10 protein-coding genes are annotated in these 12,308 nt (G+C 55.9%); 9 read left to right on the top strand and 1 reads right to left on the bottom strand.

The annotated features are described in order from the left end of the window. Positions 1 to 4 precede the first annotated feature (4 nt). The 5 genes from AC3Y2E_RS32620 to AC3Y2E_RS32600 all read left to right on the top strand — a co-directional run bounded on the left by AC3Y2E_RS32620 (position 5) and on the right by AC3Y2E_RS32600 (position 6,573). Positions 5 to 742, top strand: a complete 738-nt coding sequence (locus AC3Y2E_RS32620) for an MBL fold metallo-hydrolase (RefSeq protein ID WP_379217449.1) — start codon at positions 5 to 7, stop codon at positions 740 to 742. A gap of 36 nt (positions 743 to 778) precedes the next feature. After that, positions 779 to 1,912, top strand: coding sequence for an aminotransferase class V-fold PLP-dependent enzyme (locus AC3Y2E_RS32615; RefSeq protein ID WP_379217448.1), 1,134 nt, complete (start codon positions 779 to 781; stop codon positions 1,910 to 1,912). Positions 1,913 to 1,928: 16 nt separating this feature from the next. Next, the gene (locus AC3Y2E_RS32610) at positions 1,929 to 2,759 is read left to right on the top strand and encodes a sugar phosphate isomerase/epimerase family protein (protein WP_379217447.1); all 831 of its coding nucleotides are present in this window, start codon (positions 1,929 to 1,931) and stop codon (positions 2,757 to 2,759) included. Positions 2,760 to 3,901: 1,142 nt separating this feature from the next. Continuing rightward, positions 3,902 to 5,857 carry an ATP-dependent DNA helicase gene (locus AC3Y2E_RS32605; RefSeq protein WP_379217446.1) on the top strand — a complete coding sequence of 652 codons (1,956 nt, stop codon included), beginning with the start codon at positions 3,902 to 3,904 and terminating at the stop codon, positions 5,855 to 5,857. A 275-nt stretch (positions 5,858 to 6,132) separates the two neighbouring features. Continuing rightward, a complete protein-coding gene (locus AC3Y2E_RS32600; protein ID WP_379217445.1) occupies positions 6,133 to 6,573 on the top strand; it encodes a GNAT family N-acetyltransferase in 441 nt (146 codons plus the stop codon). 148 nt (positions 6,574 to 6,721) lie between these two features. Here the strand turns inward: AC3Y2E_RS32600 and AC3Y2E_RS32595 are convergent, their stop codons facing one another. Then, the gene (locus AC3Y2E_RS32595) at positions 6,722 to 7,105 is read right to left on the bottom strand and encodes a hypothetical protein (protein WP_379217444.1); all 384 of its coding nucleotides are present in this window, start codon (positions 7,103 to 7,105) and stop codon (positions 6,722 to 6,724) included. Positions 7,106 to 7,389: 284 nt separating this feature from the next. Here AC3Y2E_RS32595 and zwf point away from each other — a divergent pair, with 284 nt between their 5' ends. The 4 genes from zwf to AC3Y2E_RS32575 all read left to right on the top strand — a co-directional run bounded on the left by zwf (position 7,390) and on the right by AC3Y2E_RS32575 (position 11,910). Beyond that, positions 7,390 to 8,946 (top strand): glucose-6-phosphate dehydrogenase, encoded by a 1,557-nt coding sequence (gene zwf, locus AC3Y2E_RS32590; RefSeq protein ID WP_379217443.1) that lies wholly within the window; start codon positions 7,390 to 7,392, stop codon positions 8,944 to 8,946. Continuing rightward, complete coding sequence (locus AC3Y2E_RS32585; protein WP_379217442.1) at positions 8,933 to 9,142, top strand: hypothetical protein; 210 nt, start codon at positions 8,933 to 8,935, stop codon at positions 9,140 to 9,142. The genes zwf and AC3Y2E_RS32585 overlap by 14 nt, the downstream gene beginning before the upstream one ends. 69 nt (positions 9,143 to 9,211) lie before the next feature. Next, entirely contained in the window at positions 9,212 to 10,303 is a 1,092-nt protein-coding gene (locus AC3Y2E_RS32580; RefSeq protein WP_379217441.1) for a metallophosphoesterase family protein, read from the top strand. 23 nt (positions 10,304 to 10,326) lie between these two features. After that, positions 10,327 to 11,910, top strand: a complete 1,584-nt coding sequence (locus AC3Y2E_RS32575) for a peptide chain release factor 3 (protein WP_379217440.1) — start codon at positions 10,327 to 10,329, stop codon at positions 11,908 to 11,910. Positions 11,911 to 12,308 lie beyond the last annotated feature (398 nt).

Here is a 12,308-nt window from a genome sequence, read left to right as displayed (position 1 = left end):
TCCCATGAAAATCACCCCCCATGTCCACATGGTCGGAAGCGGGCGTCACGGCCTGCAAATGACTCATCTGATCGACTGCAACGTCTATCTCCTGGACGGAGGCTCCGAGTGCGCGCTGATCGACGCCGGAGGTGGCGTCGAACCGGAGCGGATCGAAGCGAACATCGCGGCGGCGGGCATCGCCCCCGAGCGGATCAAGAAGCTGCTGCTTACGCATGCTCACGGCGATCATGCGGCCGGTGCCCGGCACTTTTATAACCGATACGGCGTTGAGGTGATCGCCGCAGCGGAAGCGGCACCCTGGCTGGAGAGCGGCGACATGGAGAAGAACAGTCTGCTGGCCGCGATGGAGGTCGGCATCTATCCGCAGTTTTACCGGTTTCCCGCTTGCCCGGTAGCGCGCGCGGTGACCGAAGGGGACCGTATCCAGGTCGGAGAGATCGAGCTCACCGTCCTGGATACGCCGGGCCATTCCCGCGGTCATGTCAGCTACATATGGGACGAAGGCGGGAGCAAAGCGATTTTTGCCGGAGACGTCATTTTTGCTGGCGGTAAAGTTGTCATTCAGTCCACCTGGGACTGCTCGATTCAAGAATATGCGGCTACGACGGCGAAGCTGCACGGGCTCGGCATCGATACGTTGTATGCGGGTCACGGCGCTCCCGTCATGAAGGAAGCGTACCGCCATGTCGAGAAGGCGCATGATTGCTTTCGGAGATTGGATATTCCACCGAATTTGTAACAAAACGATCCGAAGACGAAAGGTGGAGCAACGATTATGGAATCTTTGATCAAACCATCCGAATTTATCGGCTTGGACAGCCGCACCTGGTTTTACGGCGGCGCGGAGTCCCCTCCCCACCGGGGGATGGTGGAGGCGGTGAAGACGTATTATACGAACCGGGCGGAAGGTCCGGAAGGACGGCAGCGGAACAGCGACATCGAGCACGCCTGCAAGCGCAATCTCGCCCAGATGCTCGGAGGCAGCGCGGAGCAGATCGCACTTCTATCCAATACGTCCGAGGCCATCTCCATGATCGCCTCTTCGTGCGGGCTGAAGGCGGGCGAAAACGTCGTCGTTCATGATCTGGAGTTTCCCTCCGGTATTTTGCCGTGGCTTAGGCTAAAGGCGAACGGAGTAGAGGTCCGGGTCGTCCCGAGCCGCGAGTGGACCGTAACTGCCGAGGATTTACTGTCTCCGGTGGATGAGAAAACCCGTATGGTCGTGACGAGCCACGTCAGCTATTTGTCTGGAGCCCGGATCGATTATCGTCAAGTGTACAACGAGCTGAAAAAGACGAACGCTTTGCTGCTCGTCGACGCGACGCAGTCGCTCGGTGCGATCCCGGTTAATATCAACGATGCCGATTTCATCGTGGCCAGCTCTTACAAGTGGCTGCTGGCCGGACACGGAGCCGGAATACTCGCGGTGAATCCCGAGCGGACGTCCCGGTTCGAACCGGCCTACGTAGGCTGGCGGAGCGTGGAGGATATGTTCAGCGACACCCGGTTCGAATCGTTCCGTTTTTTCCCCGATGCCCGCAGGTTCGAGGGAGGCTATCCCAGCTACCCGACTTTGTACGCGATGAAATTTACGACCGACCTACTTCTGTCGTTAGGGATTGAACGGATCGAGCAGCATCTCCTCGAGCTCGGTGGGACGCTTATACGCGAGCTGAAAAGGCTCGGCTATGAAACGATGACGCCCGGGGAACCCGAGCAGCGTGCGGGCAATATATCGTTCGTATGCCCGGAAGGCGAGGCGTTCGCAGAGTCGCTGAGCAAGCAGGGAACCTACTTGTGGGGCGGAGACGGCCGTCTCCGGGCATCGATTCATCTGTACAACAGCTCGGCAGACATCGCGAAGCTGCTTGGGCAGTTAAGCGCGCTTGCCAGCGGGCAGACGTCGTAGCCGGAGGAGGAAGAATATGGATATCGGGATCATTACGAGTCTGAGCAAGGAAGGAAACGGCTTCGAATCCGTCCGGCAGTTCGGCTTGCGCACTTGCCAGCTCGTGAGCTGGGACCCGTCCCTTGCGGTGCCGTCCATCGCGGAGCGGATCGTACGCGAATCGGAGGAGTCTGGAGTACGCGTGTGCGCCATGTGGGCGGGATTTCCCGGCAGGATGGTCTGGAACTTCAGGGAAGGTCCGGTTACGCTGGGGCTGGTACCCGAGGAGCACCGGGCCGCCCGTGTGGAGGCGCTGAAGCGATGGGCGGATTTTGCCGTATGGATCGGCGCGCCGGCGATTATTACGCACTGCGGCTTTATCCCGGAGAACGGGACCGACCCGTCCTACGCTCCGGTTGTCGAGGCGATCCGCGAGGTAGCCGAATACTGTGCGGACAAAGGGATCGGATTCTGGTTCGAGACGGGACAGGAGACGCCGGTGGTGCTGCTTCGCACGATCGAGCGGATCGGGACGGGAAACCTCGGCATTAATCTCGATCCGGCCAATCTGATCCTGTACGGGAAAGGAAACCCGGTCGACGCGCTCGATGTGTTCGGTCCGTATGTCCGCAACATTCATGTGAAAGACGGCTTTTATCCGGTCAATGGACACGACCTTGGAGCGCAGGTTGCGGTTGGCAAAGGCAAGGTCGATTTCCCGAAGCTGTACGAAGGGCTGCAGCAGCACGGCTTCCGGGGAGAATGGATCATCGAGCGGGAAGGCGGGGTTGGCGAAGACGAGAAAAATCGGGATATCGTCGAGACGATCGGCTTCCTGCAGCAGCTGGCCGCCGGTGGACGCGCGTAATAGTCGGAGTCGATCGCCCCAGTCAGGGCTGAAAAGTTCCAGGGATGTTCCCGCACGCATAAAATCATACGCTTCGTATCGCCGTTTTTTTCCGCTGGTCGGAGGGAGACGGCATTTTCATTGGAGAAAAGGAATGGACGACGCGGGTGCGTTTGCACGTAATCCTCGTAAGAGCGGTTACAGAGGAAACAGAAAACAGAAAACAGAAACAGAAAACAGAAACAGAAAACAGCCATCGGCAAACGGGGCAGTTTCTTTTTCTATTTATCGGAAAGTGTATCGCGGGAGCGGCTCTAAATCTCGGTAAATGTCAGCCTCAAGACGCCGATAGGCGTTTATCCTTAGAGATCAGAACGTTTGTGTTCTTCACCGTATTAAAACGAAGATGAGCCCGGAATGTAAGCTAAACCATACTCTAACGGACATGGTGGAGGCTATTTCGCTAAAAAACAGTTTATTTCAATGTAACGGTCACCACAGCGCTTATTTACTCCGAACCCCCTCTAAAAGTAACATTTCTCACCATATAGTTGTATCCATGTCCGTTAGATATCAAATGAATCGAAATTCACCATGATAACGACCGCTGTGTCCGTTACAGTTTTTGTTCTCTGCCAAAAAGTTTAAGTTCTTTACCGTGCTAAAGTGAATGAAGGGGTTTCCTTCCTTGGCGTAAAAGAACGTATACTCAGGTCCGATGACTAACGAATCGTATTGTGCTTATCGCTGAAAAACAACGTTATTCCAGACGTAACGAATCCGGGCATCGTTATCGGACCGAAAGTGGAAAAAAACGATCCGATCTGCGGGAATAACGATACAGAGTTCGTTACAAATTCAAACGTCCGCATTCGGCTCTAATAACGAATGCGGTTCGTTATTCATACCGCCGCAAAAAGACAACACGACTGAGGGCGAGCCGCTGGAGCGAAGGAAGGAAGGTGCCCATTCCCTTCCACGCACTGGCGTATGGGTTTGCACGTCAAAGAACCGTCAAAAGTTGATGGACGGTTCTTTTTTTCGCGCCTTCCTTTGCACGTTTCCTAAAAAATTAAATGGTTCTTTCCGAAATTGTCGTGTAGACTGTAATAGGTAAATCGGAGGACATCCTCTATATTAGTCCGGCTGGAGGTCAACAAAGCGTGAAGCAATACCCTTTCGAGTACGATCATTCCCGGCCTTTCATCGCACAGGTTAGCGATTGGATGGCTGATGTATTTTATGACATATTGCCGGAGTCCGGCTTCGAGGTGCGTGACGAACAAATCTATATGGCGTTCCAGCTGGAACGCGCTTTTGCCGAGAAACAGACGATGTTTGCGGAAGCGGGAGTGGGGACGGGCAAGACGCTGGTTTATTTGCTGTACTCGATCTGTTACGCCCGTTATAAGAGAAAACCGGTCGTGATCGCCTGCGCCGACGAATCCCTGATCGAGCAGCTTGTCAAGCCCGAAGGGGATATCGCCAAGCTTACCCGTCATCTGAATCTGGCTATCGACGCCAGACTGGGGAAGTCGCCGGACCAGTATGCATGTCTCGTCAAGCTGGACGAAGCCCGATTCCGGGACCCGGAGGCGGACATGTACGAGGAATTGTATGAAGGATTGCCCGGCTTTGTCCGCAGCCATGAGCCGATGCAGAGCTTCCACGCCTACGGGGACCGGAAAAACTATCCGCAGCTAAGCGACGAACAGTGGAGCAAAATGAACTGGGACCCGTTCCAGGATTGCTTCGTATGCGACAAGCGGCACCGGTGCGGCCAGACGCTGTCGCGGAACTATTACAGACAGTCGGAGGAGCTGATCATCTGCTCGCACGACTTTTATATGGAGCACGTATGGACGTACGAGGGACGGAAACGGGAGGGCCAGCTGCCGCTGCTGCCCGATCATTGCGCGGTCGTGTTCGACGAAGGCCATCTGCTTGAGGCAGCCGCCCAAAAAGCGTTAACTTACCGGCTGAAACATTCGGTGTTCGAAGCGATCATAACCCGGCTGCTGGAAGGGCAGGTCCGGGAGGAGCTGGCCCTGGTGATCGAAGAGGCCATCGTCCGCAGCGAAACGATGTTTGCGGCGCTGGAGAGCCGCAGCCAGACGATCCCCGGGTCCGACCGGAAGCCGGTTATTCTGGACGAGCAGCTCGTGTCGAAAGTGAACCGGCTTCGCCAGGCGTTGTCGGCCATCGAGGAGGAGCTCGTATTCGAGAGCGGATTGTATACGTTGAACGAATACCAGCTGCGCATCGTGGAGGAGCATCTGGAGACGATGCAGATCGCCCTGCGCCTGTTCGAGCAGGAGAGCAAGCTGTTATGCTGGGTGACCGATGGTCAGGACGGACCGACACTGGTCGTCATGCCGAGAACGGTCAAGGAAGTGCTGCAGGAACGGGTCTTCTCCTCAGGCATGCCGATTGTGTTTTCTTCGGCTACGCTATCCGTCGACGGTTCTTTCCGCTTTTTGGCCGACAGTCTCGGAATCGGGAACTGCTTATCGTTCCAGGCGGACTCTCCTTACGATTACAAGAACCGGATGGAGCTGCTCGCTCCCATTGGCCCGGGCGAAGATACTTTTGAGCGAAAGATGGAAGCGGCCGCGGGACTTCTGGAGCGTACGGGGGGAAGAACGCTGCTGCTGTTCCCTACCAAGGACGAGCTGCTCCGATTCAAGCAGGCGGTTCCGGCGTATCCGGCCATCCGGAATATGCGGATCGGGTTCGAAGGAGACGGGGAGATCAGTCATCTCATCTCTTCGTTCCAAAACGACGAACAAAGCGTCCTCGCGGCAGTCAGCTTATGGGAGGGACTGGATGTGCCCGGTCCGTCTTTGTCGAGCGTGATCATCTGGTCGCTGCCTTATCCTCCCGAAGATCCGGTGTATATGGCAAAACGCAAAGAATCGGCTGCGCCTTTCGAAGAAGTGGATATGCCGTACATGCTTCTTCGACTGAGGCAAGGCATCGGCCGGCTGATCCGCTCACGCGACGATTCCGGTATCGTCTCCATATTAAGCGGAGAGCTGTATGAGCGGCAGGAGGTCAGGGCGCGGGTCGAGGCGGTGCTCCCTAAAGGCGTACGGATCAAGGAAGCGAAGCTCTTTTGACGTAACTTCCCGATCCCGGTACAATAACGGTAGCAAGGCGGACATCACCGCCGGATGATACTTGGGGGAACGGACATGAGCGGTACGCAGGTAATTGTGCTCGCCTTGTTTTTGGCGGCTACCATAGGGTTCACCTGGTTGATGACGAATAAGTGGAAACGATAGCCGGATGACGGAGCACCATCGGCTTCCCGGGTTCATACACTGTCCTATAAGCTTGCCCGGTGGGTTTCGGACCGGATGGGCTAGCCAGCAGGGCAAAGGGATGATCAGGGATGATCCGGACTCGCAATCCGCGCCGGGACGACCGGACTATATTGCAACTGGTCAAGCAGGAGCTGTTTCCGTATACGCTGCTGTCGTTTCCGGGTTTACGCTGGAGCGCTGCGGAGATTCGCCGGCGTCTGGCCGGCAACGTAACGTATGTCGCCGTGCCGAGAAGGAGCGGAGCGGCCGGATTCGCTTCGGTAAGGACGGCCGGCAGGGAGTTGTATCTCGATATGCTCGCCGTCGCTCCGGCGAGACGGGGCCAAGGCTGGGGCAAGGCGCTGCTTGCCGAGTCGGAGCGGCATGCCCGGCGCAAAGGTTACCGGCAGCTCAGCTTGTATGTGAACGACGCAAATGCGAACGCCAGACTTTTTTATACGCGTCACGGATACGCCGAAGCGGGATATTTTCCGGCTATTCAATGCTATAAGATGGTCAAAACATGGTAGGCTCGCCTTCATAGAACAGCCCCCGCTCCGATGGAACGGGGGCTGCGGCCGTTGAGCGGCCTTGCCGGCAACAAGGCAGATTGAACCCTCCGGAAATCAACCCGGGAGGCCGATCGCGCCAAAACTCTTAATGAACAATGACCTTGTACTAGATAAACAGGAGAAACAACAGCGCGATGGCAGCCAGATCGAGCGCAATCCGGTTGCCGAAAGGAGCAAACGGGAAGGCCCCCGGATAAGGTCCGGCAAAAGGAAAGGCGGAAAGGCGGGCTTTGTCGCCGCCTGACTCCGAACGGCTGTTTTTGACCGTCTTGCTTGCTCCCGCTTTGCCGGAAGAGCCGCCTTTGCCTTTGGCGCTTCTGATCTTGGCCCCTTCTGTGGACGCTTCGGGCGATTCGTTCAGAATCAGCTGGCCCCCCGAGATTCGGCTGATCACGCCATAGTGCCGGGAGCCGTCCTGGAGCACCGCGCAGACCGGCATGCCGACAAAATGAGTGCAAGTCGCTTCGTCTACCGGATAAATTCGATTCATCGTACATCTGCCTCCTTGGGTTTTATTCTCGTTATTAGGCTATTCACCGGCTGCATTCGTGTATGGACAGACGCCCATCGTACGACAGCCTATTTTTGGGGTTCCTGAGGAACGGGCTTTTCGAAAGGCCGTCCATGCGCCTGGACGAATCAGACCGGGAGAGCGCTTGGGGGCGGCGGACGGTTTGCTTTCAAGACGTGGATTGTGCTGTGCCGATATGCTAAACTACTATACATAACGGTCCGGTTTTTGGACCGAATTTCGCGAAGAAAGAATGATGAACGATGAATATTGGGGAATTGGGCGATATTGGAGCGGATCGCACGCTCTTTTTTATCTTTGGAGCTACCGGAGATTTGGCGCGGAGAAAGCTGTTTCCGGCTATTTACAGCTTGTATCGCGAGGGGAAGCTGTCCAAGCGGTTTGCCGTCATCGGCCTGGCGAGACGTCCGCGTACGAACGAGCAGTTCAGGGACGACGTAAGCGGGTCGATTCGCGAATTCGCGCGTTACAAGTCTGAGGAGGACAAGCAGTGGGACGAGTTCGCCGGACATTTCCATTACATGTCGCTCGACATCAACAAGCCGGAGGCGTTCGCAGAGCTGAGAAAGCTGGCCGATCTGCTCGACGACCAGTATGATATCGGCGGCAACCGTCTGTTTTATTTGGCGCTTGCTCCAGAGCTGTTCGGCAGCGTCAGCAATAACCTGAAGGAAGGCGGGCTGCTCGATTCCAGCGGCTGGCACCGTCTCGTTATCGAGAAACCTTTCGGGTACGATCTTCCTTCGGCGCAGAAGCTGAACGAGCAAATCCGCCAAGTGTTCGAAGAGGACGAAATATACCGGATCGACCACTATTTGGGCAAAGAGATGGTGCAGAACATCGAGGTGGTCCGGTTCGCGAACGCCTTGTTCGAGCCGCTGTGGAACAACAAGTACATAGCGAATATCCAGATTACGCTCAGTGAAACGGTAGGGGTCGAGGAGCGCGGAGGTTACTACGATCATGCCGGAGCGCTGCGGGATATGGGCCAAAACCATATGCTGCAGATGATCACGATGATGGCGATGGAGCCGCCCAGCCGGATGGAGCCCGAAGATATCCGGGACGAGAAGGTTAAGGTGCTCCGCTCATTGCGCATCTTCAAAAATGCGGACGAAGTGAAAGAACATGTAGTCCGCGGCCAATATTCGGCCGGCGAGCTGAAGGGCAAGCCGCTCCCGGCTTACCGGAACGAGGAAGGCGTGCCTTCCGACTCCGTGACGGAGACGTATTTTGCGGCCAAAGTGTTCGTCGACAACTTCCGCTGGGCCGGCGTACCGTTTTATATTCGTACGGGCAAGCGGCTGCCGGTGAAAACGACCGAGGTTGTCGTCGAGTTCAAGAACATGCCGGAGAACGTCTACTTCTCCAGCAAAACGAAGCTCGAGCCGAACCTGCTCGTATTCCGGGTCAACCCGACGGAAGGCATTTATTTAAAAATGAATGCGAAGCGGCCGGGTTCCCAGTGGGGGATCGTACCGATCGCCATGGATTTCTGCCAAAGCTGCGAGGTCGGCATCAATACGCCTGAGGCTTACGAACGGCTTCTGTTCGATGCCGCGCGCGGCGACTCGACCTATTTTACAAGATGGGACGAAGTGTCGCTCGCCTGGAAATTCGTCGATCAGATCGAATCCGCCTGGCGCGAGCAAAGCACCGATCTTCAATATTATGCTGCGGGCTCCTGGGGACCTGAAGGGGCGCAGCAGCTGCTGGCGCGCGACGGCTTCAAGTGGTGGCCGGTTAACGGCCAGCATGAAGGCGAGGTCGTCTGGGCGACTCCGATTGCCGGCAAGTAAAGTGGATTTGCATATCCGGACCGCCGCCGCTTTGCCGGCTTCGCTGTACGGGGGAGCGGCAGGCTGCCGCCGGCTGGCCTGCAACGGCGCTTCGTTCCTAAGCCGGCTGCGGAATGGCGGACAACCCGGACCGCTGCGACCTTCGGACACCCCCGAAGGTCTTTTTTTCGATTGCGAGCCGAGACCTTCCGCGTAGACGAAGACAGCCCTTTTTCTATATAATGAATAATAGCGGTGTTCATCTTGGAAAAATGGAAGTGAGACCATGTCCAGACGCGGATTTATGAAATGGCTGTTCGCGGCTTTTGCTGTGATTGCGGGTTCGTTTTACGCTTTGTTTCAGCTGTTAACCCGTGTCGGCACGCAGCCCTCTGCACCGCCCGCGGTAGCGGACATCGTCGTCCCGATGCCCAAATCGGAACCGGCGCCCGCGCAAGACGTGAAGCCGGTCATTTCAGCGGAACCGCTGCTTTCGTTTTTTCTTTTTAGCGATTTGCACATCTCGCTGTACGACCCGGCTACGTCTCAGAAGCTGAAGCAGGCGCTCGACGACGTCACCAAGCTGGAGTCCAAGGTGGAGGCGATCGTGTTTACCGGTGATTTGACCGATTACGGGACGGACGCCGAATATAATGCGCTGGAAGCGATTTTAAAGGACTATAAGCTGCCCCCGATTTACGGCAATATGGGGAATCACGACTACTACCGGATCTGGATCGACAAAAACGGCGGATTTGCCAGAGAGACGATGCCGAACGGGCAGACCGACGCGGAGTCGAGAGCGCGCTTTCAGAAAATGTTTAATCTCTCCAAGCCGTACTCGGATGTGACGATTCACGGCTACCATCTGATCATGATGTCACAAGAGACGTATGTCCAGGAACAGCCGGACGTCGGGGAAGGGGCCTGGTATTCGGATGAGCAGCTGGAATGGCTCCGGGCCAAGCTGAAGGAGACGAAGGACAACAAACCGATCTTCGTTATGATTCACCAGCCGTTGCCGCCGGAAGGCCAGGACGGAGGAACGCACCGGGTCATTCGCGCCAAGGCGTTCCGGGAGATCCTAAAGCCGTATCCGAACGTATTCGTTTTTTCCGGCCATACGCATCAGGATTTCGAGAACGGATCGTCACACTATTCGAAGGAGTCGTTCCACTGGTTCGTCAATTCTTCGGTCGGGCGGACTTCGAACCGGAGCTTCCAGCAAGAAGCGAAAGACAAAACGCAAGGACTGTACGTGCAAGTATATGAAGACCGGGTCGTGCTTCGCGGCAGGGAATTCAGCCAAAAATCGTTCATAACGGCAGCCGATTGGACGATTCCGCTGGAACGCGCCAAAGTAGAAGGCCGGAACTAGAAGAAGGGAACGACAAGATTACTATGAATCCAATAACGACAGATATGCGGACCGAGGTTAGCAAACGCCGTACGTTCGCCATCATTTCTCACCCCGATGCGGGGAAAACGACGCTCACGGAGAAGCTGCTCCTGTTCGGAGGCGCCATCCGGCTGGCCGGTACGGTCAAAGGACGCAAAGCGAGCCGTCATGCCACCTCGGACTGGATGGAAATCGAGAAACAGCGCGGTATTTCCGTAACGTCAAGCGTGATGCAGTTCGATTATCTCGGTCACAAGATCAACATTCTGGATACTCCCGGTCACCAGGACTTCAGCGAGGACACGTACCGGACGTTAACCGCCGCCGACAGCGCGGTTATGCTGATTGACTCCGCCAAAGGGGTCGAGACGCAGACGAAGAAGCTGTTCCAGGTATGCCGCAAGCGCGGAATTCCGATCTTTACGTTTATGAACAAGCTGGACCGCGAAGGCCGCGATCCGTTCGAGCTGATGGAAGAGATCGAGCAGCTGCTGGGTATCCGCTCCTATCCGCTTAACTGGCCGATCGGCTCGGGCAAACAGTTCTGCGGCGTGTACGACCGTGTAAAAAAACGGCTGGAACTGTTCCGGAACGGCGATCATAACGATATTGAAGTGCGCGAAGTGAGCGGCTACGACGATCCGCTCGTCCGGGAGATTGCAGGCGACTATTTGTATGAGCAATTGCAGGAGCAGCTGCAGCTGCTCGATATCGCCGGCGACGAATTCGATTTGGAGCAAGTGAGCAGGGGCGAGCTGACTCCGGTCTTTTTCGGCAGTGCGATTAACAATTTCGGTGTGCAGACGTTTCTGGAAAATTTCCTTCAGCTTGCTCCGCAGCCGGTGTCCCGCAACAGCAACCAGGGAGTCGTGGAGCCTACTTTTGAGAAATTCTCGGGATATGTGTTCAAGATCCAGGCGAACATGAACCCAGCGCATCGCGACCGGATTGCCTTCCTGCGCATATGCTCCGGCAAGTTCGAGCGCGGGATGTCGGTGAAGCACGTCCGGGTCGGCAAAGACATCAAGCTGTCGCAGCCGCAGCAGTTTCTGGCGCAGGAGCGCGATATCGTCGAAGAGGCGTTTCCCGGCGATATTATCGGGCTGTTCGACCCGGGGATTTTCCGGATCGGGGATACGCTTGCCCAAGTGCCGGAGTTGATGTTTGACGAGATGCCGACGTTCTCTCCGGAGATGTTCAGCAAGGTGACGATCAAAAACGCGCTGAAGCAAAAGCAGTTCCTGAAAGGGATCGACCAGTTGACGGAGGAAGGTACGATTCAAGTATTCCATACGACGAGCGGCTTCGACGAGATGATCCTCGGCGTCGTCGGCCAGCTCCAGTTCGAAGTAATGGAGCACCGGATGCGGGCCGAATACGGGGTCGATATTTTGCTGCAGCGGCTGCCTTACCAGTTCGCCCGCTGGGTGATCGACGAGAAGCTCGACCCTTCGAAATTCCGGATCAACTCGCTGCTGGTGAAGGATAAGAAGGACAATTACGTAGCGCTATTCGAGAACGAATACGCGATGCGCAGCGCGGTGGAGAAGATGCCGCAGGCCAAGTTTCTGGAGACGGCTCCGTAAGTTAGCGGACGGAGCGTTACGAGGGCGGCTGCTGCAGATAGTCGGGAACCGCAGCAATGGCGAGTGAATGCGTAAAAGGAAGTAAAGTAATAAGAGCCTCTGCCGCTTCTATGAGCGCCGAAACGAAAGTTTCGGCGCTCATAGAAGCGGCAGAGGCTCTTATTACGTGGGGAAAGCGTGGAATCGGGGGAAGCGCGGCGGAATAAGAGCTTCTAGCAGCTCGTATTGGGCGCGGAAACGGCGGTTTTGGCAAAATAGGGGTGGTTAGGAGCACTAGCGTTGCAAAGAAACTAACATAAAAAAAGAACTATCTTGTATTTACTAATTTTGTTAATTTATGTTTTGTTTTCATGGCCAAAACAAAGAAAATCTCCTATTGTAAGATGGTAGGCGTGTTA

The organism is Paenibacillus sp. MAH-35 (genome assembly GCF_058135425.1).
The sequence above is the reverse complement of the archived record's forward strand: the minus strand, read 5'-3'. Positions and strand labels throughout refer to the sequence as shown.